The sequence below is a fragment of the Streptomyces sp. NPDC001728 genome, from assembly GCF_040297565.1.
Taxonomy (GTDB): Bacteria; Actinomycetota; Actinomycetes; order Streptomycetales; family Streptomycetaceae; genus Streptomyces.
Map to the genome: position 1 here is coordinate 19,641 of NZ_JBEOZK010000007.1, position 23,110 is coordinate 42,750.

The window sequence follows — 23,110 nt, forward strand, 5'->3', positions numbered from 1 at the left end:
GATCCGTCGGCACGATCCGAGAGCGAAGATAGCCGAACAGAGGACTGTGTGTCCGAACGAATGAATGATCAAGGAGTGATCGCCGGTCACCGGAAGGCCGCAGACCTTTGCGTCCACGGCCCTCCGCACCGCAGGGCCTCGCCCGGTACCGGGCTCAGGCCGGACGCAGCCAGACCGTCGCCAGCGGCGGCAGCGTCATCCGCAGGCTCGCCGCCCGCCCGTGGTGCGGCACCGACTCGGTCTTCACCGGGTCCCGCCCCACCACGTCACCACCGCCGTACCGGCCTGCGTCCGTGTTCAGGACCTCCGCCCAGGCCACCACGTCCTCCGGCACACCGAGCCGGTAGTCGTGCCGCACCACCGGCGAGAAGTTCGACACCGAGAGCAGCGGCGCCCCGGACGCGTCGAAGCGCAGGAACGCGAACACGTTGTCCTCCGCCGCGTCCCCGGCCACCCACTGGAAGCCCTCGGGGGCCGTGTCCCGCTCCCAGAGCGAGGGCGTCGCCGCGTACACCGTGTTCAGGTCGCGGACCAGATCCCGCACACCCCTGTGGTCGGCCTCCGCCCCGTACGCCGGATCCAGCAGCCACCAGTCCGGCCCGTGGTCCGCCGACCACTCCCCGCCCTGCGCGAACTCCTGCCCCATGTAAAGGAGTTGCTTGCCCGGATGGGCCCACATGAAGCCCAGGTACGCACGGTGGTTCGCCCGCTGCTGCCACCAGTCGCCCGGCATCTTCGACACCAGCGACCGCTTGCCGTGCACCACCTCGTCGTGGGAGATCGGCAGGATGTAGTTCTCGCTGTACGCGTACACCATCGAGAAGGTCATCTCGTGGTGGTGGTACTTCCGGTGCACCGGCTCCTTCCGCACGTACTCCAGCGAGTCGTGCATCCAGCCCATGTTCCACTTCATGCCGAAGCCGAGACCGCCGTGGCCGCCCGGCCCCACCTGGTCCGTCGCCCGCGTCACCCCGTCCCAGGCCGTGGACTCCTCCGCGAAGGTCACGATCCCCGGGCAGCGCCGGTACACCGTCGCGTTCATCTCCTGGAGGAACGCCACCGCGTCCAGGTTCTCCCGGCCCCCGAACTCGTTCGGCAGCCACTCGCCGTGCTCGCGCGAGTAGTCCAGGTAGAGCATCGACGCCACCGCGTCCACCCGCAGCCCGTCGATGTGGAACTCCTGGCACCAGTACACGGCGTTCGCCACCAGGAAGTTCCGCACCTCCTTGCGGCCGTAGTCGAACTCCAGGGTCCCCCAGTCGGGATGGTGCGACCTGCGCGGGTCCTCGTGCTCGTACAGCGGACGGCCGTCGAACTCCGCGAGCGCCCAGTCGTCCTTCGGGAAGTGCGCGGGCACCCAGTCCATCAGGACGCCGATCCCCGCCGCGTGCAGCGCGTCGACCAGGAGCCTGAAGTCGTCCGGGGTGCCCATCCGGGCCGTCGGCGCGTAGAAGCCGGTGACCTGGTAGCCCCACGAACCGCCGAAGGGATGCTCGGTGACCGGCATCAGCTCCACATGGGTGAAACCGAGATCCCGTACGTACGCGGGCAGCTGCTCCGCGAGCTGGCGGTAGGTCAGCCCCGGCCGCCAGGACGGCAGATGGACCTCGTACACGCTGAGCGGCGCCTCGTGGTGGGGGCGCGCCCCGCGCCGCGCCATCCACTCCGCGTCGTCCCAGGTGTAGTGCGACTCGGTGACGATCGACGCCGTGTTCGGCGGGCACTCCGTGCGCCGGGCCAGCGGGTCCGCACGCACCGTGTGCGTACCGTCCGGCCGGGTGATGTCGTACTTGTACACCGCCCCCTCGCCGATCCCCGGCACGAACAGCTCCCACACGCCCGTCGAGCCCAGCGAGCGCATGGGCAGACCCGTGCCGTCCCAGTGCGTGAAGTCACCGGTGACCCGCACTCCCCGCGCGTTCGGCGCCCACACCGCGAACCGGGTGCCGGTCACACCCTCGTGGGTCATGACGCGGGAGCCGAGGGCCGTCCACAGCTCCTCGTGCCGGCCCTCCCCGATCAGATGCAGGTCCAGCTCCCCGAGGGACGGCAGGAAGCGGTACGGGTCGTGCGCGGCGAGCTCGTCCGGCCCGTCGTAGCGGACCCGCAGCTCGTACGCGGGGACCTTGCGCAGCAGCGGGAGCAGCGCGGAGAAGAACCCGTCGCCGTCGTCCGCGAGCGGGACGCGCCGGCCCTTGGTGAGGAGGGTCACCTCCTTCGCCCACGGGCGCAGCACCCGGACCGCCACCCCGCCCCGCACCGGATGCGCGCCGAGCACACCGTGCGGATCGTGGTGCTCCCCGGCGAGCAGCCGGGCCCGGTCGCCCGGGTCGAGCGGTGGCGCCGTCCGGGGCGCGGGGGACTTGGTGCTGCGGGCCGACTTGCCTGCGGGGCGGGCGGTCACCGGGATGCCTCCTGAGGGTCACGGGGGGTACGGATGCGCAACGGTGGGGTGCCGGGGCGGGACACTCGGCCGAACGGGGGCGCGTGCGGTTCCCGCAGGCGGGGGCCGCCGGGGGGCGCCCCGCACTGGTCCGAACGGGGGTACGGCCGGGCCCGGCGGCCCGCGCGTGGCGGGTCATCGGGGGGCCGACAGGCGCTCGATCGCGGACATCGGGACCGGCAGCCAGTCCGGCCGGTGCCGGGCCTCGTAGACGACCTCGTACACCGCCTTGTCGGTCTCGTAGGCGCGCAGGAGAGCGGGATCGGTGCGGGGGTCGGCCCCGGCCGCCTCCGCGTAGCCCGTGCAGTACGCGGCCCGGCAGCGCGCCGCCCAGTCCGCGTTCCAGGGGCGGTGGGTGCGGGCCGCGTAGTCGAAGGAGCGGAGCATCCCGGCGACGTCGCGGACCGTGGGCTGGGGGCTCCGCCGCTCGTCCAGCGGCTTCGCCGGCTCGCCCTCGAAGTCGATGACGGCCCAGCCGCCGTCGGAACCCCGCAGGGTCTGCCCCAGGTGCAGATCGCCGTGGATGCGCTGCACCACACCCCCGCTGCCGGCGCCGCTCGCCGCCTCGAAGATGGCCCGGAGGCCGGGGACGTACGGCATGAGCGCCGGGACGGCCTGCGCGGCGGCGTGCAGCCGCCGGTCCATCGCCGCCGCGAGCTGTTCGGTCTCGGCGCGGGTGAGCCGCCGGGTCGGCAGCGCCTCCGCCAGGGCGAGATGGACCTCGGCCGTGGCCCGGCCGAGGGCCCGCGCCTCGGCGGCGAACTCCCTTCCGTCGGCGAGCGCGTCGAGCGCGAGCCGCCAGCCGTCGCGGGAGTCGCGCAGGAACGGCTGGAGGACGCCGAGCGTGGCCGCCCCCGTCTCGAACCAGGCGACCGGGGCCGGGACCCTGGCGCAGCCCGTCCCGGCGAGGGCGAGCGGCAGTTCCAGGTCGGGGTTGGCCCCCGGGCTGACCCGGCGGAAGATCTTCAGGATGAACGAATCCCCATAGACCAGGGACGAGTTCGACTGCTCGGTGTCGAGCACCCGGGGGGCGAGGGCGGGCGGCAGCGAGGCCGTGGCGTGGAAGCGCAGCGGGCCGGTCCGGCCCGGGGTGCGCAGCCGCTCGTAGAGGAGGCCGGCGAGCCGCGGATCGCGCAGCCCCTCGTACACGGCGCGTCCGGCGAGCGGGCCCTGCCGAATCCGCCCGATCAGGGCGGGGGCGAGGCGGGGCGGCAGCTGGGTCCTTACGCCCAGGAGCAGTTGGTAGCAGTCGGCGGGCGTCCCGGCCGGGCGGCCCGGCTGTTCGACCCGTACGAGCAGATGGAGGAGGCCGGGTCCCGAGCCGTCCAGGGGGAGCAGCTCGGTGGCCGCGTCCAGGGTGAATCCGGTGACCCGGCGGCCCTTGCCCGCGAACCAGCGCTGCCGTGGCAGCCATTCGTGGAGCAGGGGGGCGAGGGACGGAAGGAGGGCGTCCGGGGCCCGGGTGGTGGATGCGGTCTCCGGCATGGCATCGCGTCCTTTCCCCGGGGCGCGCAGTTGGCTGTCGTATGCGTTCAAATGCGCAGAGTGTCCCGGATGGCGGCTGGGGCTGTCCGGATGTGCGGGACGTGTCGGAAGGGGAAGATCCGTACGGGTCCGGCAAGAAGGCCCGTATGGACCTGGATCGACACGTGGAACGTGTGGGGGGACATGGTGCCCGGGGCGGGACGGAGGAAACCGTCCCGCCCCGGATCGCGTCCGAACCGACCGTCGGTCAGCCCTTCTTGAGACGGAACCAGTAGAAGCCGTGACCCGCAAGGGTCAGGAGGTAGGGGAGCTGGCCGATGGCCGGGAACGTCACCCCGCCGATCAGCTCCACCGGGTGGGTGCCGTCGAAGCGCCGCAGATCGAGTTCGGTCGGCTGCGCGAACCGCGAGAAGTTGTTCACACAGAGGACGAGATCGTCGCCGTCCTCGCGGAGGAAGGCCAGCACCGCCGGGTTGGAGGCCGGGAGTTCCGTGTAGATCCCCGTCCCGAAGGCCCGGTTCTGCTTACGGATCTCGATCATCCGCTTCGTCCAGTGCAGCAGCGAGGACGGCGAGGCCATGCCCGCCTCGACGTTGGTCACCTGGTAGCCGTGGACCGGGTCCATGATGGTCGGCAGGGTGAGCCGGCCCGGGTCGCAGGAGGAGAAGCCCGCGTTCCGGTCGGGGGTCCACTGCATCGGGGTCCTCACCCCGTCGCGGTCGCCCAGCCAGATGTTGTCGCCCATGCCGATCTCGTCGCCGTAGTACAGCACCGGCGAGCCGGGCAGCGAGAAGAGCAGCGCGGTGAACAGCTCCATCTGCTTGCGGTCGTTGTCGAGGAGCGGGGCGAGCCGGCGCCGGATGCCGATGTTGGCCCGCATCCGCGGGTCCTTGGCGTACTCGGCGTACATGTAGTCGCGTTCTTCGTCCGTGACCATCTCGAGCGTCAGCTCGTCGTGGTTGCGCAGGAAGATGCCCCACTGGCAGCCGGACGGGATCTCCGGGGTCTTCGCCAGGATTTCCGATACCGGGTGGCGTGACTCCCGCCGTACCGCCATGAAGATGCGTGGCATGACCGGGAAGTGGAAGGCCATGTGGCACTCGTCGCCGCCCGAGCGGAAGTCGCCGAAGTAGTCGACGACGTCCTCCGGCCACTGGTTGGCCTCGGCGAGCAGCACCGTGTCCGGGTAGTGGTCGTCGATCTCCTTGCGGACCCGCTTGAGGAAGGCGTGGGTCGCGGGCAGGTTCTCGCAGTTGGTGCCCTCGCGCTGGTACAGGTACGGCACCGCGTCGAGCCGGAAGCCGTCGATCCCCAGGTCCAGCCAGAACTTCAGCGCGGACAGGATCTCCTCCTGCACCGCCGGGTTCTCGTAGTTGAGGTCGGGCTGGTGCGAGAAGAACCGGTGCCAGTAGTACTGCTTGCGGACCGGGTCGAAGGTCCAGTTCGAGGACTCGGTGTCGACGAAGATGATCCGGGCGTCGGCGTACTGCTTGTCGTCGTCCGCCCAGACGTAGTAGTCGCCGTACGGGCCCTCCGGGTCGCGCCGCGACTCCTGGAACCAGTCGTGCTGGTCGCTCGTGTGGTTCATGACGAAGTCGATGACCACGCGCATGCCGCGCTGGTGGGCCGCGTCGACGAACTCCACGAAGTCGGCCAGGTCGCCGAACTCGGTGAGCACCGACGTGTAGTCGGCGACGTCGTAACCACCGTCCCGCAGCGGGGACTTGAAGAACGGCGGCAGCCAGAGGCAGTCCACGCCCAGCCACTGGAGATAGTCCAGTTTGGATGTGATGCCCTTCAGGTCGCCGACGCCGTCCCCGTTGCTGTCCTGGAAGGAGCGGACGAGGACCTCGTAGAAGACGGCCCGCTTGAACCAGTCGGGGTCGCGGTCCTTGGCGGGAGTGTCCTCGAAGGTGTCGGGGACGGGCTCGTTGACAGTCATGATGTGGGTGACCCTCCGGTCTGCGGGGACGGTCGCAGGACGAGGACGTGCGCGGGTGTGACACCCGGTTCCAGGCGCACGTAGCTGGCCCTGCCCCAGTGATAGGTCTCGCCGGTGAGCTCGTCGCGCACCGGCACGGTCTCGTGCCAGTCGAGGCCGAGTTCCGGCATGTTCAACGAGAGTGAAGCCTCCTGGGTGTGGTGCGGGTCGAGGTTGACGACCACCAGAACGATGTTCGAACCCGAGCGCTTCGAGTACGCGATCACCTGCGCGTTGCCGGTGTCATGGAAGGTCAGGTTCCGCAGCCGGCGGAGCGCCGGATGACGGCGCCTGATCCGGTTCAGAGCGGTGATCAGCGGAGTGATCGTGGCACCCGAGCGCTCCAGCGACTCCCAGTCGCGCGGCCTCAGTTGGTACTTCTCCGAGTCGAGGTACTCCTCGCAGCCGTCCCGCAGCGGGGTGTTCTCGCACAGCTCGTACCCGGCGTACATGCCCCAGGAGGGCGACAGCGTCGCCGCCAGCACCGCCCGCACCTCGAACGCCGGCCGGCCGCCCTCCTGGAGGTAGGCGTGCAGGATGTCCGGGGTGTTCACGAAGAGGTTCGGCCGCATCTGCGCCGCCGTCTCCCCGGACAGCTCCGTCAGGTACTCCGTCAGCTCCTCCTTGGTGTTCCGCCAGGTGAAGTACGTGTACGACTGCTGGAAGCCGATCGCGCCGAGCGTCCGCATCATCGCCGGCCGGGTGAAGGCCTCCGCCAGGAAGATCACGTCCGGGTCCGCCCGGTTGATCTCACCGATCACCCGCTCCCAGAACACCACCGGCTTGGTGTGCGGGTTGTCGACCCGGAAGATCCGCACCCCGTGGTCCATCCAGAACCGCAGCACCCGCACGGTCTCCGCGACGATCCCGTCCATGTGGTCGCCGGCGGCGTCGAAGTCGATCGGGTAGATGTCCTGGTACTTCTTCGGCGGGTTCTCCGCGTACGCGATCGAACCGTCCGGGCGGTGGCGGAACCACTCCGGATGCTTCTCCACCCATGGATGGTCCGGCGAGCACTGGAGTGCGAAGTCGAGCGCGATCTCCAGGCGCAGCTCCCGGGCCCGCGCCACGAAGGCGTCGAAGTCCTCGAAGGTCCCCAGGTCCGGGTGGAGCGCGTCGTGCCCGCCCTCCGGCGAGCCGATCGCCCACGGCACGCCCACGTCGTGCGGCGCCGCCGACAGGGAGTTGTTCGGGCCCTTGCGGTGGGTCTCGCCGATCGGGTGCACCGGCGGCAGGTAGACCACGTCGAAGCCCATCGCCGCCACCGCCGGAAGGCGCTCGGCGGCGGTGCGGAAGTTCCCCGGCACCGTACGGCCCTTGACCTTCCGCACGCCCTCCGAGCGCGGGAAGAACTCGTACCAGGAGCCGAACAGGGCCCGCTCCCGCTCCACCTGGAGCGGCAACGCGGGCGAGGAGGAGAGGAGTTCGCGCAGGGGGTGCCGGTCGAGGGCCTCGGCCACCCGGGGGCTGAGCGCCGCCGCGAGCCGGACCGCCGCCGGGCGCGCGGTGTCGCGCATGGCGTCCGCCGCGGCGAGCACGGCCTCCCGCCCGCCGCCCTTCTTCGGGACGCCCTTGGCGGCCCGCTCGTGCAGCTCGGCCCCCTCGGCGAGGACCAGTTCGGAGTCGATCCCGGCCGGGATCTTGATCTTCGCCGTGTGGCGCCAGGTGGCCACCGGGTCGCTCCACGCCTCGACGGTGTACGTCCAGAGGCCCTCGACGTCCGGAGTGACCTCGGCGCCCCATCGGTCGGTGCCCTCGGCCAGTTCGCGCATCGGCGTCCAGGGGCCGGGGCGGCCCGAGGGGCCGCGCAGCACGACATTGGCGGCGACCGCGTCGTGGCCCTCGCGGAAGACGGTCGCCGTCACCTCGAAGGACTCTCCGGCCACCGCTTTGGCGGGGCGCCGGCCGCAGTCGACCAGCGGGCGTACGTCCAGTACGGGAATGCGTCCCATGAGCGGATTCACAGCATCACCTGACGGGTTACGGGGGTGCGGGTGGTGGTGCGCTCTTTCTAGCTCCGTCGACGGCCGCCGGGTTGCGGGCATGGCCGCTCCTGTCCGCGTTCACCCGGATGGCGGGCACAGAGAGATGAAACGGGACGATCACGGATGAACGGAGGTCGAGGGGAGACGGGTTCGGGGGATTCCGGGGAGGAGCCTTCCCATGCTCCTCGGGTGGGCAATCCCGGAGGTTCGTCAACTACCAGGGCTACTGGGGCGTAAGGACGCGGGCAAGCACCGGACCCGGACAAAGAAGCGGCCCCGCCCTTGTCGGGCGGGGCCGTCTCCGGTGGTCGGCGGCGCGTCGGACCGGCCGCTCAGCGGTGCGGGGTCTCGTCGGCCTCGTCCGGCTCCGAGGCCCACACCTGCCACGGCTGGCGGGCCACCCACTCCTCCACCGGGGCCGGTTCGAGCGCGAGGACCTCCGTCGACACCCCGTCGTCGTCCGCCATCAGCAGCGGATCGGCGCCGCTCGCCATGTAGTGGTAGATCCCCGCCACCCCGGCCGCCGTCTCCGGGCCGAGCAGCCGGCCGAGCCCCCGCTCGAACACGGCCGGATCCAGCTCCTCGTACCGCACCGACCGCCCCAGGCCCCGGGCGAACGCCGCCGCCAGCTGCCCGCCCGTCAGCGCACGCTCCCCGCCGATGTCGAAGGTCCGCCCCTCAAGGCCCTCCCGGGTCAGTGCCGAGAGAGCCGCCAGCGCCAGACCCCGGTGCGAGAGCCACGCCGTCCGCGTGGACTCCGGCAGCGGATACGCGAGGACCCCCTCGTCGACCAGCGACGGGCCGTTCCACGGCGAGAACAGGTTGTCCAGGTACACCGGCGGCCGGATCACCACCAGCGGCACCCCGCTCTCCCGCAGCACCCGCTCCGCCAGCCGCCGCGTCTCGAACGCGGCGACATCCGTCGGACCCAGCGGAATCCGGGTGTTGGTGTTGAGGACCAGCCGGACCGTCCCCGCCTCCCGGGCCGCCTCCCCGATGTGCCGGGCGTACGCCTCCACCCGCTCGGCCTCATAGACCAGCGGCATCGTGACGAACGCGTGCGTGGTCCCCTCGAAGAGCCGCCGCACATCGTCCGGCCGCCCCAGATCGCCGCCGAGGAAGAAGGCCCCCGGCAGCGGCGGCCGGTCGGCCTCGGGACGCCGGGTCAGGGTCCGCACCCGGTGGTGCCGGTCGGCGAGGAGTCGGGCCACCGCACCGCCCTGGAACCCGGTCGCCCCCACGACCGCCACCCTCATCGGAATCTCACTGGACATGTGTCTCTGAGGCCCTTCGATAGACTTCCGCCGCTGCCGTGCCGGCGTCATCCAGGCTCGCCGCGGCGGCTTCGGCCGTTCAATTAACAAACCGGGGCGGAAGTTGAAGGATCGTCCATGGAATCCGTGGGAACCGACCGGCACGACCGACTCGACCAGGGCGGGCACGACGACCTGCTGAGCGAACTCCTCAAACCCCTCCGGCTCACCGGCGTCTTCGACAGCCGCTGGCACGTCCGAGCCCCCTGGGCCATCGAAGGGGACGCCGAACGCAGCTGCGCCGTCCTCCACTACGTCGTCGAGGGCGACTGCTGGATCACCACCGCCGACGAACCCCCCGTCGCCCTGCACGCCGGCGACCTCGTCGTCTTCCCCACCGGCACCGCGCACCGCCTCTCCGACCGCCCCGAACGACAGGGCCTCCCCCTCAAGGCCGTCCTGCCCGAGCGCAGGCCCGGCACCTCGGGCGAGATCGTCATCGACGGCACCGGCCCCGAGAGCCGGCTGCTCTGCGCCGGACTGCACTACGACGCCAGCGCCGCCACCGGCCTCTACACCTCGCTGCCCTGGGCACTCGTCCTCGACCGCGCCCAGGTCGACCGCGAACCGCTGCTCCGCGACACCCTCCGGCTGCTCGCCGCCCCCGACCGGCCCGTCGGGCCCGGCGACCGGCTCATCACCCTGCGCGCCTTCGAGATGGCCCTCGTCCTCGCCCTGCGCCCGCTGCTCCGCGAACTCGCCGACAGCCCGGCCTCCCTGCCGCTGCTCGGACACCCCGGGATCAGCCGGGCCGTCGTCATGATGGCGACCCGGTTCGCCGAACCGTGGACCATCGACTCCCTCGCCCGGGAGGTCGGCATGTCCCGCTCCGCGTTCACCGCCGCCTTCCGCGAACTGGTCGGCGAGTCACCGGCCCGCTACCTCTCCGCCCGCCGGATGCAGGAGGCCGGCCGGCTCCTCGGGGAGACCTCGCTGCCGCAGTCCGCCGTGCCCGCCCGCGTCGGCTACCAGAGCGCCGTCGGCTTCCACCTCGCCTTCCGCAAATGGTTCGGGGTGACCCCGGGGGAGTACCGCGCGGGAGTCGTCCGGGCGGCCTGAACGGCCCCCGCCGCGGCCCGACCTGACATCTTCGCGGGGCGGCTGGACGGTTCTTAAGGAGCCCTGGACGGACGTTCATTGCCGGGGCGGACCGTGCCGGAAAGGCTCGGGTCCGGCAGAGCCGTGACATCCGAGGAGAGGCGACACACCGGTGACGAGGTCCGGGCAGGAGTATCTGGAGGGGCTGCGCGACGGGCGCGAGATCTGGCTCGACGGGCAGCGGGTCGAGGACGTCACCACCCACCCCGCCTTCCGCGCCACCGCGGCCTCCTTCGCCGGGCTCTACGACCTCGCCGACGACCCCGTGCACCGCCCCGTCCTCGTCCGGGGAGGGGTGCGCCGCCCCTACGCCGTGCCCCGCTCGTACGAGGACCTCGTCGCCCGCCGCCGCGCATTCCGGACCACCGCCCGCGCCGGATACGGCTTCCTCGGCCGCACCCCCGACTACATGGCCGCGGGCCTGGCAGGGTTCGCCGCCGCCCCCGACGTCTTCACCGGTGAGTCCTTCGACGGCGCCGAGCACGTCCTCGCCCTTCACCGCCGGCTGGCCGAGGGCGACCTGCACACCGCCTTCACCCTCACCAACCCGGCCCCTGGGCACGGCGAGGACGACCTCACCCTGCGGGTCGTCGCCGAACGGGACGGCGGGATCGTCGTCCGTGGCGCCAAGACCGTCGGCACCGGAGCCGTCTTCGCCGACGAGATCCTCGTCGGCACCATCGAACCGCTCGCCGACGGCGACACCGGGCACGCCGTCACCTTCTCCGTACGGCCGGACGCCCCCGGCCTCAAGCTGGTCTCCCGCACCTCCTACGAGGAACGCTCCCGGTCCGTCTTCGACCAGCCGCTCTCCTCCCGGTACGACGAGAACGACGCGATGCTGGTCTGCGAGGACGTCTTCGTGCCCTGGGAACGGGTCCTCACCTACCGGGACCCGGCCACCACCGGCGCCATCTGGTGGCGCACCCCCGCCTACCCGAACCTCGTCCACCAGTCCGCCACCCGCTTCTGGACCAAACTGGAGTTCCTCACCGGGCTCGCGATCCTCCTCACCCGCTCCAACGGCACCGCGGAACTGCCGCCCGTCACCCAGGCCGTCGGCCGGCTCCTCGGGATGGTCGCCCAGGCCAAGGCGTTCGTGCTCGCCGCGGAGGCCTCGTACGAGCAGGTCGACGGGGGGCGCGGCGGCGTCCGCCCCGGGCAGGAGATCTCCTTCGCCCAGCGGATCATGGCCGGCGAGCTCTACCCGCGCGCCCTCCAGGACATCAGGCTCCTCGCCGGGGGCGCCCTGGTGCAGCTGCCCGCGAGCGGCCGGGATCTGCTGCATCCCGAACTCGGACCGCTGGTCCGCCGCTACTTCGGCGCCCCCGGCCACCCCGCCGAGGACCGGATCAAACTCCTCAAGCTCGCCTGGGACGCGCTCGGTTCCGAGTTCGCCGGCCGCCACGAGCAGTACGAACGCTTCTACCACGGCGCCCCGCACGTCTATCTGACGATGCAGACCTGGGCCGGTTCCGCCGGGGAGTGCGAGCGCCTCGCGCAGGACTGCCTCGACGGGTACGGCCTGGGGACGGCCCGGTGACCGCACCGCCACCGGGACCCCGGCGCGGGGCCCTCGCCCTGCTCGCCGCCACCCAGCTGCTGCTGATCACCGACACCGCGATCGTCAACGTCGCCCTGCCCTCGATCGGCGCGGACCTCGGCTCCGGCCCCACCGGACTCTCCTGGGTCGCCAACGCCTACCTCATCACCTTCGGCGGACTCCTCCTCCTCGGCGGCCGGGTCGCCGACCTCCTCGGCCACCGGCGGGTCCTCCTCGCCGGACTCGCCCTGCTCGCCGTCGCCTCCGCCACGGGCGGGCTCGCCCCCGGCGCCGCCGCGCTCGTCGCCGCCCGCGCCGCCCAGGGCGCCGGCGCCGCCCTCGCCGCCGCCTCGGCCTTCGCCCTGCTGCTCCTGCTCTTCCCCGACGGCCCCGCACGGCACCGGGCGCTCGGCGCGTTCGCCGCGATGGGCGGCCTCGGCGGAGTCCTCGGCACGGTCTGCGGGGGCGTCCTCACCGACCTCCTCGGCTGGCGCACCACCTTCTGGCTGAACGTCGTCCTCGCGGCCGGCCTCGGCGCGCTCGCGCTCCGGGTCCTGGACGGCCGTACGGGCAGCGCCCCAGGCGGCCGTACGGGCGGCGCCGACCGCTCCGGACCGCACCACCGGGGCGGCTTCGACCTCGCCGGGGCCTTCACCGGCACCGCCGGACTCGGACTCGTGGCCTACGCGCTCGTCGGCGCCGCCGGGGCCGGATGGCTCTCCGCCCGAACCCTCACCACCGGGGGCGCGGGCCTCGCGCTGCTCCTCGCCTTCGCCGCCGTCGAGACCCGGGCCGCCACCCCGCTGGTCCCCCCGGCGGTCCTCGGCCGCCCCGGGCTCGGGCTCGCCAACATCCTCGCGGCGCTCGCCCAGATGACGCTGTTCCCGATGTTCTTCCTGGTCAGCCTGCACCTGCAGAGCGTGCTCGGGTACGGGCCGCTGGGCGGCGGCCTCGGCCTGCTGCCGCTCTCCCTGGTCGTCGTCGCGGTCGCCCCACAGACCGGCCGGATCATCTTCCGGCTCGGACTGCCCCGGACCACGACCCTGGGCTTCGTCCTCCTCTGCGCCGGAACCCTCTGGCTGGCCCTCGCCCTCCGGGCGGACGGCACCTTCGCGAGCACGGTCCTCGCCCCCAGCCTCCTCCTGGGCGCCGCCCTGCCGCTGGCCGTCGTCACCACCAACGTGGCCGCCACCGCCGAGGCCGCCCCCGAGGAGACCGGACTCACCTCCGGACTCGTCAACACCAGCCAGCAGTTCGGCTCCGTCCTCGGCCTCGCCGTCCTGGTGGCCGTCGCCGCCGGCCGCACCGGGGCCGTGGACGCCTCCCGCGCGGTCGCCGAGACCGCCGGCCACCGCGCCGCCCTGCTCACGGGCGCCGCGCTCGCCGCCCTCGCCGCCCTCCTCTCCGTACGGCTCCACCGGGGAGAACCGGCGGCCGGGGCCGCCCCGGCACCGGATCCCCGGACGCCGGACCTGCGCACCCCCGGCCCGCGCTGACCCCACCCCCGCAGACCCCGCCCGCCCCACCAGAACACCGCCCACCACCGGCGGGTGAGCCGCGTACCCCCGGCGAACCGAGCCCCCGAAGGAGAGGAGCCCCGCAGTGCCGCTCGGCGATTCGCCCCGCACGACCGAGGACATACGCGCCGCCGACCCGCTCGGCGCCGACGCCCTGCTCGCCGCGGTCCCCGCCATGAACGCGGACGCCGACACGGCCGCCCTGGCCGCCGCCCTGCGCACCCTCCTGCCGGACCCCGGCCGGGCCGCGCGATGGAGCGTCACCGACGCGCTCGCCGCGATGCGCGACCTCGGCATCCTGCTCGGCTCGCTGAAACGTCACGGCGTCCAGCCCCTCGCCGCCGTGCCGCAGGCGCTGCCCGTCCTCGAACTCCTCGGCCACCGCACCGACATGATTCCCCGGGACACCGTCCACCACTACACGACGTGGAACCCGCCGGGCCCGCGCCGCCGCTCGTACACCGGCCACCCCACCGAGGCCCGCCTCCAGGAGGCCGTACGGATGGTGTTCCCCGGCCTGGTCGCCGCCCTCGACGACTGCGGCCGGATCGCCCGCCTCGAACCGCACGACCCCGCGTTCGCCACCACCCTCGACCGGGTGGGCCGCCATGTGCGGACGATGGTCGACTCCATCGACCTCACCGTCGCCCACGTCCCGCCCGAGTACTTCGCGCTCACCCTGCGCCCGTACTTCGAGGAGGTCGACGTGGCCGGCCGCCCCTACCTCGGCCCCGCCGCCGCCCAGGTCCCGCTCTGGCTGGTCGACCTGACGCTCTGGCAGTGCGACCGCCCCGACTCCGCCTACGACGCCTTCCTCGCCGAGTCCCTGCCGTACGCGCTGCCCGCCTGGCGCGCCTTCCACGCCCGCCACCGCGGCGGGGTGTCGGCGGTGAGCAGACTGTCCGCCGCCGTCGGCCGGGAGGGCGCGGACCGGCTGCCGCCCGCGCTCACCGCCTCGGCGCAGGCCCTCGGCCGGGTACTGCGCCTCCTGAAGACCTTCCGCGCCCGGCACCTCGGCATCGCCCGCAAGGCGTACCGCGAGGACGTGCGCCTGTACGAGGAGGGCAGCGGCGGGGCCCCGGTCGCGCTGCTGCGCTCGATCCTGGATCTGACCAGGGAGAACGAGACCATGGTGCGCCGCGCGACCGTGCGGCGCCGTCCCGCCGGTGCCCCTGTCGGGCCGTCCGCCGCCTAGCGGCGCGAAGGAGCAGTCGAGATGTTCCCGCACACGCCCTCCCCCTCCCCGTACCGCTCCGCCCGCGGATACGGCCGGCGGGGACCGCACATCGTGATCGCCGGCGGCGGCATCGCCGGCCTCACGACCGCCCTCGCCCTGCACGCCGCCGGGTTCGAACGGGTCACCGTCGTCGAGGCAGCGCCCGCGATCCGCCCGGTCGGCGCCGGACTCAACCTGATGCCGAACGCGGTCCGCGAGCTCGACGCCCTCGGCCTGCTCGACGCCCTCGAAGCGGGCGCCCTGCGCACCCGCGAGCTGCGCTACTACCACCGCTCGGGCGGGCTGATCTCCCGCGAGCCGCGCGGGCTCGGCGCCGGCTACCGCTGGCCGCAGCTGTCGGTCCACCGCGGCCACCTCCAGCAGGTCCTCGCCGGTGCCGTACGGGCCAGGCTCGGGCAGGCCGCCCTGGTCACCGGGGTCCGGGTGTGCGGCGTGGACCCGCTGCCGGGCGGGCGGCCCCGGCTGCGCCTGGAGCACCGGGCGGGGTCCGTGCACGGCCGGGCCTCCCTCGAAGCGGACGTCCTCGTCGGCGCGGACGGCATCCGCTCGGCGGTACGGGCCGCGCTCCACCCGGCGGAGGGCGCCCCGCCGTGGAACGGGACGCTGATCTGGCGGGGGGTGTCCCGGGTGCCGGCGCGGGCGGTCGGCCCGGCCATGTTCATCGCGGGCGACGACCGGCAGAAGGCCGTCGTGTATCCGATGAGCCGGCCGACGGGACCCGGCGGGGAGGTCCTGGTGAACTGGGCGCTCGCCCGCCCGGCGGCCGGCAGCGGCACGGCGGCGGACCCGCGCGGAGCCGGAGACCCGGACGCGGCCGGGGCGGCCGAGGGCGACGAACGGATGCTCGGCGACTGGAACCGGCCCGTCGCCGTCGAGACCTTCCTGCCGTTCTACGAGGGCTGGGAGTTCGACGGCGTCAGCGTCCCCGCCCTCCTGCGCGCCGCCGACTCCGCCCATGTCTACCCGATGGTCGACCGCGAACCCCTGGACCGCTGGACCCACGGCCGCACCACCCTCGTCGGCGACGCCGCCCACGCCATGTACCCCATCGGCTCCAACGGCGCGACCCAGTCCATCGTCGACGCCCGCGCCCTCGCCCACGCGCTCGCCCAGCACCCCGCCGACCCCGCCGAGGGCCTCGCCGCCTACGAACGCGCCCGCCGCCCCGTCACCACCGCCCTCCAGCGGGCCAACCGCGAACTCGGTCCCGAGGTCGTCATCAACCTCGCCCACGCCCGCGCCCCGCACGGCTTCACCGACATCCACGAGGTCATCCCCGCCGAGGAACTCGCCGCCATCGCCTGCCGGTACGCCGCCACCGGCGCCTTCGACCCGACGACCGTCAACCAGGGCTCCCCGTACGAGGTGCCCCTGCCCGCCATCGGCTGAGGCGCCCCGGCCCGCCCGGCGTGCCACCCCTGCCGTCGGAGCGGCACGCCGGACGCACAGCGTGGTGCGCCCGCTCCGCTCCGTACTCGCCTGCGAAGGTGGACGACGTGAAGGCAATCCGTCGATTCACCGTGCGTCCCGTCCTCCCCGACACCCTCCGACCCCTCGCCGACCTCGCGCACAACCTGCGCTGGTCCTGGCACGAGCCCACCCGGGCGCTCTTCGACTCCCTCGCGCCCGAGGGGCCGGCCGGAGCCGACCCCGTCCGGGTCCTCGGCGCCCTCGAAGCCCCCCGGCTGGCCGCGCTCGCCGCCGACCAGGAGTTCCTGACCCGGCTGCGGGCCGCCGCCGAGGACCTCGACACCTATCTGCACGCCCCCCGCTGGTACCAGGACCGGTCCGGCGACGCGCCCGCCGCCCTCGCCTACTTCTCGCCCGAGTTCGGTGTCGCCGCCGCCCTGCCCCAGTACTCCGGCGGCCTCGGCATCCTCGCCGGCGACCACCTCAAGGCCGCCAGCGACCTCGGCGTCCCCCTGATCGGCGTCGGCCTGCTCTACCGGCACGGCTACTTCCGCCAGTCCCTCGGCCGCGACGGCTGGCAGCAGGAGCAGTACCCCGTCCTCGACCCCGGCGAGCTGCCCGTCGCCCTGCTCCGCGAGGCCGACGGCGCCCCCGCCCGGATCACCCTGGCGCTGCCCGGCGGCCGGAGCCTCCACGCCCATCTGTGGATCGCCCGGGTCGGCCGGGTCCCCCTCCTGATGCTCGACTCCGACGTCGAGGAGAACGCCCCAGGCGAACGCGGCGTCACCGACCGGCTGTACGGCGGCGGCAGCGAGCACCGGCTGCTCCAGGAGATGCTGCTCGGCATCGGCGGCGTCCGCGCCGTCCGCACGTACTGCCGTCTCACCGGCACCCCCGCCCCCGAGGTCTTCCACACCAACGAGGGCCACGCCGGCTTCCTCGGCCTCGAACGCATCCGCGAACTCCAGGGCGAGGGCCTCGACTTCGACGGCGCCCTGGAGACCGTCCGGGCCGGCACCGTCTTCACCACCCACACCCCCGTCGCGGCCGGCATCGACCGCTTCGACCGGAGCCTCGTCGCCCGCCACCTCGGCGAGGACGGCGCCCTCCCCGGCGTCGACACCGGACGGGTCCTCGCCCTCGGCGAGGAGACCCCGCTCGGCGGCGAGCCCGGCGTCTTCAACATGGCCGCCATGGGCCTGCGCCTCGCCCAGCGCGCCAACGGCGTCTCCACCCTCCACGGCGGCGTCAGCCGGTCCATGTTCGCCGGGCTCTGGCCGGGCTTCGACGCCGACGAGGTGCCGATCACCTCCATCACCAACGGCGTCCACGCCCCCACCTGGGTCGCCCCCGAGGTCGGCGAACTCGGACCCGACCCCGCCGACCGGGAGCTGTGGGCGATGCGCCGCACCCTCCGCGAACGGCTGGTGACCGACGTACGGGAGAGGCTGCGGGCCTCCTGGCGGCAGCGCGGGGCCGCAGCCGCCGAACTCGGCTGGACCGACTCCGTCCTCGACCCCGACGTCCTCACCATCGGCTTCGCCCGCCGGGTCCCCTCGTACAAGCGGCTCACCCTGATGCTCCGCGACAAGGACCGGCTGCGGACCCTCCTCCTCCACCCCGAGCGGCCCGTGCAGCTCGTCGTCGCGGGCAAGGCCCACCCCGCCGACGACGGCGGGAAGCGGCTCGTGCAGGAACTCGTCCGGTTCGCCGACGACCCCCGGGTCCGGCACCGGATCGTCTTCCTGCCCGACTACGGCATGGAGATGGCCCGCGGCCTCTACCCCGGCTGCGACGTCTGGCTCAACAACCCGCTGCGCCCCCTGGAGGCCTGCGGCACCAGCGGCATGAAGGCCGCCCTCAACGGCTGCCTCAACCTCTCCGTCCTCGACGGCTGGTGGGACGAGTGGTTCGAGCCCGACTTCGGCTGGGCGATCCCCACCGCCGACGGGGTCGCCGGCGCCGACGAGGACCGGCGCGACGACCTGGAGGCCGCCGCGCTGTACGAGCTGATCGAGCGCCGGGTCGCCCCCCGCTTCTACGACCGGGGCGCCGACGGCGTCCCGGCCGGCTGGACGGCGATGGTCCGGCGCACCCTCACCGACCTCGGCCCGAAGGTGCTCGCCGACCGGATGGTCCGCGAGTACGTCGAGCGGCTGTACGTGCCCGCCGCCGGCGCCTGCCGGGCGCTCACCCCGGAGCGGGCGCGGGACCTCGCCGCCTGGAAGGCCCGGATCAGGGACGCCTGGCCCAAGGTGACCGTCGACCACGTCGAGGTCGGCGACGGGCTCGCCGACGACCTGGCCGACGCGGATCTCGGGGCGACCCCGGTCGTCCGGGTCCGGGTGGCCCTCGGCGCGCTCGGCCCCGAGGACGTCGAGGTGCAGGCCGTCACCGGCCGGGTCGACGCCGACGACACCCTCGCCGACAGCCGCGCCGTCCCGCTGAAGCCGGCGGGCGGCCCGGACCTGGAGGGCCGTCAGCCGTACGCCGGCACCCTGGAACTCGACCGCACCGGCACCTTCGGCTGCACGGTCCGGGTCCGCCCCGCCCATCCACTCCTCGCCCACCCGGCGGAACTGGGCCTGGTGGCCCTGCCGGAGGAGACGAAGGGGGCGGGGGCGGGGGTGCTGCTGCGGTAGCCGTCGGCGGTCACGGCACCTCGGCCTTGTCGGCGAGGTGCCCGTCGACGAAGCACAGCCGGTACACCGGGATCGCCGCGAGCATCGAGGCCCGGTAGTACCGGCACTCGTGCATGCCGGCCGGTTCGGGCGGCACCCCGTGCGGGGGATGGTCGAGCGGGTGGCCGGGCAGGCCGTCGGAGGCCTCGGAGATCTGCGCCAGGCTCGTCCCGACCCGCATCTTCGCGTAGTCCTCCGGCTCCAGATACGACTGGTACTGCGTCCACAGCGCCACCCCGGCCATCAGCAGACCCAGCGCGGCGAGCAGCGCGAGCGGGATCCAGATCGCCCGCGCGAGGCCCTTGCGCACCTCGCGGCGGACCCGGTCCAGCTCCCGGGCCGAGGTGGGCGCGGCGGGCAGCGGGGCGGGGGGCTTCCGGGGCAGCTCCGCCTCCAGGGCGAAGCCGCCGTCCCGGGTGGCCCGGTGGGTGAGCGTGCCGCCGGCAAGCCGGACCCGCTCGCCGAGACCGACGAGCCCGGTGCCGCCGGAATCGGAGCCGGTGCCGGTGCCGGTGCCGGAACCCGGTTCGGGGCGGGGGCCGGAGGTCCGTTCCTGCCCCTCGGGCCCGGCCCCCGTACCCGTACCGGGACCCGTGTCCGTACCCCCGCCGCCCTGTTCCCTGCCGGGCCCGCTGACCACCCTGACCCGGACGTACGTCGGGTTCGGGGTCACGGTGACCGTGACGGCCGCGCCCGGCGCGTGCTTGGCCGCGTTGGTCAGGCCCTCCTGCACGATCCGGTGCAGCGCGAGCCCCGACATCCCCGGCAGGGTGGGGACCGGGCTCGTGGCGAGGGTGACCGCCAGGCCCGAGGCGCGGGCGCGGGCGGCCAGCTCCTCCACCGTCTCGCCGGGCGGGGTGGTGGGCGCCCCCGCGTCCTCCTCGCGGAGCACGCCGATGATGTCCCGAAGCCGGGCCGTGGCGTCCGCCGCCGCCCCGCGCAACTCGCCCGCTGCCCGCTGCTGGTCAGGCCCGAGCGCCGGGGAGACCTCCAGGGCGCCCGCCCGGATCGCGATCAGGGCCAGGTCGTGGCCGAGGGAATCGTGCATGTCGCCCGCGATCCGGGACCGCTCCCGCAGCCGCTCCCGGTCGGCCACGGCCGCCTGCTCCCGTTCCATCCGGTCCGCCAGCTCCCAGCCGCTCCGGACCAGACGGTCGTACTGCCGCACGTACCGGCCGATCAGCCAGGGCGCCACGACGGCCAGCGCGAGGGCGAGCAGCAGGGTGAACCACTGCCCCAGCGAGGTGTGGGTGAGGCGGGTCAGGAGCAGACCGACGGCCGCGACCGCGCCGAACAGCCACAGCGCCGCCCGGGTGTGCTCCTGCCGCCGCCCCGCGAGGTAGCCGAAGGCGATCAGGGCCAGGCTGTACGAGGGGGTGAACAGCTCCAGGGAGGCCGGCAGGCTCGCCGCGACCGTGACGCCGAGCGCGACCAGCGGCCATCTGCGGCTCACCGCGACACAGCCGGCGAGGACCACGACGCCGATGGCGACCAGCGGCCAGCTGCCGCCGTCGTTCGGGTCGGACTTCAGCAGCACCGGCACGCACAGCAGCAGCCACAGGACCACGTCGAAGAGGTGCTCCCGGGCGGCCTGGCGGCGTGGTTCAGGCACCGCGGACCAGCCCCGCCTCGTACGCGAGGACCGCGAGCTGCACCCGGTTGCGCAGGCCGAGCCGGCCGAGGACGGCGCTCACGTGCGCCTTGACGGTGCCCTCCACGACGTACAGCCGCTCGGCGATCTCCTGGTTGGACAGGCCCGCGCCGAGGAGCGCCACGACCTCCCGCTCCCGGCCGGTGAGCGGCTCCAGGCGGGTCCGCGCCTCGGCCGCGCGGGTGAACCGCTCGCCGCCGAGGGTGTCGATGACCCGGCGGGCGACGGTGGGGGAGAGGGCGGCGCCGCCCCCGGCGACGGCCCGGACCCCGGCGATCAGCTCGCGCGGGTCCCCGGACTTCAGCAGGAAGCCGCTGACGCCACAGCCGAGCGCGCGGGCGATGAAGGCGTCCTCGGAGAAGGTGGTGAGCATGACGACGGCCGTCTCCGGCAGGACCCCGCGCAGTTCCTCGGCGGCGCCGAGCCCGTCGAGCCGGGGCATCCGGATGTCCAGGAGGACGACGTCGGGCCGGTGCTCGCGGGCGAGCTCGACGGCCTCGTGGCCGTCACCGGCCTCGGCGACCACCTCGATCCCCGGGTCGGAGGCGAGGATGGCCCGCACCCCGGCTCTGATCATCGTCTCGTCGTCGGCCAGCAGCACCCTGATCATGCGGTCCAGGGTATGCAGACGCGCGGGCGCCCGGAGGGAAGCATCCCTCCGGGCGCCCGCTCCCGTGCCGTGAGGCTTACGGGAAGGTCAGCTTGAAGCTGTTGATGTAGCCGGTGTCCGACCCGGCCTTGTCCTGGACGCGGAGCTTCCAGGCACCGTTGGCGACCTCGGAGGAGGCGTTCACGGTGTAGGTCTGCTGGATGTTGTCCGCGCTGCTGCCGGTCCGGTTGTGCAGGTTGTAGACCGAGCCGTCGGGGGCGATCAGGTCGACGACGAGGTCACCGATCCAGGTGTGGACGATGTCCACGCCGACGGAGAGGTTGCTCGGCGCGTTGCCGGTGATGCCGGTGACGTTGACCGTCGAGGTGACCGCGGCGCCGGCGTCCGGGATGGCGACGTCGGCCGTGTTCTCGAAGGAGGTACCGGTGGGCGGGGTGCCGCCACCGGAGCGCGGGCCCACGTTGATGGCGGCGAAGGAGTCCTCCACGGCCTTGACCTCGGGGCTGCCCGCGCCGTACAGCTCGGTGGCCGCCGCGACGGCACCCGTGCGGGCGCCGGCGTAGTTGGTCGAGGAACCGAACTTGGTGGTGAGCGCCTTGAACCAGATCAGCCGGGCCTTGTCGATGCCGATGCCGGTGACCGGCAGGCCGTCGGAGGTCGGCGAGTCGTAGTTCACGCCGTTGACGGTCTTGGCGCCGCTGCCCTCGGAGAGCAGGTAGAAGAAGTGGTTCGCCGGGCCCGAGGAGTAGTGGACGTCGATCGAACCGATGCCCGAGTACCAGGCGTCCTTGGACGAGCCGTCCTTGCTCGGCTTGTCCATGTAGCGCAGCGGGGTGCCGTTGCCGCGGATGTCGATCTTCTCGCCGACGAGGTAGTCGCCCGGGTCGCTGGCGTTGTTGGCGTAGAACTCGACCGCCGCCGCGAAGATGTCCGAGGTGGCCTCGTTGAGGCCGCCGGACTCGCCGCTGTAGACGAGGCCCGCGGTGTTGGAGGTGACGCCGTGCGTCATCTCGTGCGCGGCCACGTCGATGGAGGTGAGCGGCTTGGCGTTGTTCGTGCCGTCGCCGTAGGTCATGCAGAAGCAGGAGTCGGACCAGAACGCGTTCACGTAGGCGTTGCCGTAGTGGACGCGGGAGTACGCGCCGACGCCGTCACCCTTGATGCCGGTGCGGCCGTGCACGTTCTTGTAGTAGTCCCACGTGAGCGCGGCGCCGTAGTGGGCGTCGGCGCCCGCGGTGGCCCGGTTGGACGTGGTGCCGTTGCCCCACGTGTCCGTGGTGTTGGTGAACAGCGTCCCGGTGCCCGACGAACCGCCGTTGAGGTCGTACGTCTTGTGGTTGCCGCGGGTGGTGTCGGTCAGCGAGTACGAGGGCGCGGTGCCGAGGGTCACCTGGCCGCTGTACTGCGTGTTGCCGACGCCGGTCTCGATGGCCTGCCACTCGTAGAGCTTGGCGCCGGACTTCGCGTCCGTCACGACGTGCAGCTCGTTCGGGGTGCCGTCGTGCTGGAGGCCGCCGACGACGGTCTCGTACGCGAGGACGGGTGCGCCCTGGGCCATCCACACGACCTTGCGCGGGGCGCGGTCGGCGGCGGCCTTCTTCGAGCCCTCCGCGGCGGCGAGGCCGACGGCCTGCTTCTCGGCCGCGGCCGGGGCGACGGTGGCGGCGAGGTCGACGCCCGCCAGCGTGGCGCGGTTGGACTTGATGACTCCGGCGGGGGCACCGGCCTTGGTCTCGGCGACGATCAGGTCACCGCCGAGGACGGGGAGTCCGCCGTAGGTGCGCTCGTAGCGCGTGTGGGTCGTGCCGTCGCGGTCCTGGACGACGTCGCGGACGACCAGCTTCTCCTGGGCGCCGAGGCCGAGGGACTTGGCCGTGGCGGCCTTGTCCGCGTCCGCCGCCTTGATGAGCGCGGCGCGCTCGTTGGGGGAGAGGTCGGCCGGCAGCTTGCCGGGGTTGGGCTTGCCGGCGGACAGCGCCGACGGGGCCGCCGCGAAGGGGTCGGCCGAGGCGGTACCGGCCTGCACACCGATGGTGAGCATGGCGGCGGCAGCGATCAGGGCGCCGGTCGCGGTGGCACGACGGCTGGGCGTGGATCTCACGCAGACTCCTTATGCGAGGGGGGTACCGGCGGACTTGGGTGAGCCCGTCCGGGCG

General features: G+C 73.4%; 14 protein-coding genes. 6 read left to right on the forward strand and 8 right to left on the reverse strand.

Annotated elements, in window-relative coordinates; translation table 11 throughout:
• Positions 1–154 precede the first annotated feature (154 nt).
• From glgB to ABT154_RS12960, 5 genes are all read right to left on the reverse strand, one after another.
• Positions 155–2,404 (reverse strand): 1,4-alpha-glucan branching enzyme, encoded by a 2,250-nt coding sequence (gene glgB / locus ABT154_RS12940; RefSeq protein WP_351856467.1) that lies wholly within the window; start codon positions 2,402–2,404, stop codon positions 155–157.
• 174 nt (positions 2,405–2,578) lie between these two features.
• Positions 2,579–3,928 (reverse strand): maltokinase N-terminal cap-like domain-containing protein, encoded by a 1,350-nt coding sequence (locus ABT154_RS12945; protein ID WP_351856469.1) that lies wholly within the window; start codon positions 3,926–3,928, stop codon positions 2,579–2,581.
• A 247-nt stretch (positions 3,929–4,175) separates the two neighbouring features.
• The gene (gene treS / locus ABT154_RS12950; protein WP_351856471.1) at positions 4,176–5,870 is read right to left on the reverse strand and encodes a maltose alpha-D-glucosyltransferase; all 1,695 of its coding nucleotides are present in this window, start codon (positions 5,868–5,870) and stop codon (positions 4,176–4,178) included.
• Complete coding sequence (locus tag ABT154_RS12955; protein WP_351856472.1) at positions 5,867–7,861, reverse strand: alpha-1,4-glucan--maltose-1-phosphate maltosyltransferase; 1,995 nt, start codon at positions 7,859–7,861, stop codon at positions 5,867–5,869. The genes treS and ABT154_RS12955 overlap by 4 nt, the downstream gene beginning before the upstream one ends.
• A 365-nt stretch (positions 7,862–8,226) precedes the next feature.
• A complete protein-coding gene (locus ABT154_RS12960) occupies positions 8,227–9,168 on the reverse strand; it encodes an SDR family oxidoreductase (protein WP_351856474.1) in 942 nt (313 codons plus the stop codon).
• A 117-nt stretch (positions 9,169–9,285) separates the two neighbouring features.
• Between ABT154_RS12960 and ABT154_RS12965 the strand changes: the two genes are divergently transcribed.
• The 6 genes from ABT154_RS12965 to glgP all read left to right on the forward strand — a co-directional run bounded on the left by ABT154_RS12965 (position 9,286) and on the right by glgP (position 18,654).
• Positions 9,286–10,266 carry an AraC family transcriptional regulator gene (locus ABT154_RS12965; RefSeq protein WP_351856476.1) on the forward strand — a complete coding sequence of 327 codons (981 nt, stop codon included), beginning with the start codon at positions 9,286–9,288 and terminating at the stop codon, positions 10,264–10,266.
• Positions 10,267–10,417: 151 nt separating this feature from the next.
• Positions 10,418–11,848: a 4-hydroxyphenylacetate 3-hydroxylase family protein gene (locus ABT154_RS12970; protein WP_351856478.1), complete on the forward strand. Its 1,431-nt coding sequence runs from the start codon at positions 10,418–10,420 to the stop codon at positions 11,846–11,848.
• On the forward strand, positions 11,845–13,344 hold the full coding sequence (locus tag ABT154_RS12975; RefSeq protein WP_351856480.1) for an MFS transporter: 1,500 nt from the start codon (positions 11,845–11,847) through the stop codon (positions 13,342–13,344). Before ABT154_RS12970 ends, ABT154_RS12975 begins: the two co-directional genes overlap by 4 nt.
• Before the next feature lie 106 nt (positions 13,345–13,450).
• Complete coding sequence (locus ABT154_RS12980; RefSeq protein WP_351856482.1) at positions 13,451–14,560, forward strand: monodechloroaminopyrrolnitrin synthase PrnB family protein; 1,110 nt, start codon at positions 13,451–13,453, stop codon at positions 14,558–14,560.
• A gap of 21 nt (positions 14,561–14,581) precedes the next feature.
• On the forward strand, positions 14,582–15,991 hold the full coding sequence (locus tag ABT154_RS12985; RefSeq protein ID WP_351856484.1) for an FAD-dependent monooxygenase: 1,410 nt from the start codon (positions 14,582–14,584) through the stop codon (positions 15,989–15,991).
• Between the two features lie 107 nt (positions 15,992–16,098).
• Positions 16,099–18,654 (forward strand): alpha-glucan family phosphorylase, encoded by a 2,556-nt coding sequence (gene glgP, locus ABT154_RS12990; RefSeq protein ID WP_351856486.1) that lies wholly within the window; start codon positions 16,099–16,101, stop codon positions 18,652–18,654.
• A 10-nt stretch (positions 18,655–18,664) separates the two neighbouring features.
• Here the strand turns inward: glgP and ABT154_RS12995 are convergent, their stop codons facing one another.
• From ABT154_RS12995 to ABT154_RS13005, 3 genes are all read right to left on the reverse strand, one after another.
• A complete protein-coding gene (locus ABT154_RS12995) occupies positions 18,665–20,305 on the reverse strand; it encodes a sensor histidine kinase (RefSeq protein WP_351856487.1) in 1,641 nt (546 codons plus the stop codon).
• Positions 20,298–20,954: a response regulator gene (locus tag ABT154_RS13000; protein ID WP_351856489.1), complete on the reverse strand. Its 657-nt coding sequence runs from the start codon at positions 20,952–20,954 to the stop codon at positions 20,298–20,300. The genes ABT154_RS12995 and ABT154_RS13000 overlap by 8 nt, the downstream gene beginning before the upstream one ends.
• A 76-nt stretch (positions 20,955–21,030) precedes the next feature.
• Entirely contained in the window at positions 21,031–23,055 is a 2,025-nt protein-coding gene (locus tag ABT154_RS13005; protein WP_351856491.1) for a M4 family metallopeptidase, read from the reverse strand.
• Between the last annotated feature and the right edge of the window lie 55 nt (positions 23,056–23,110).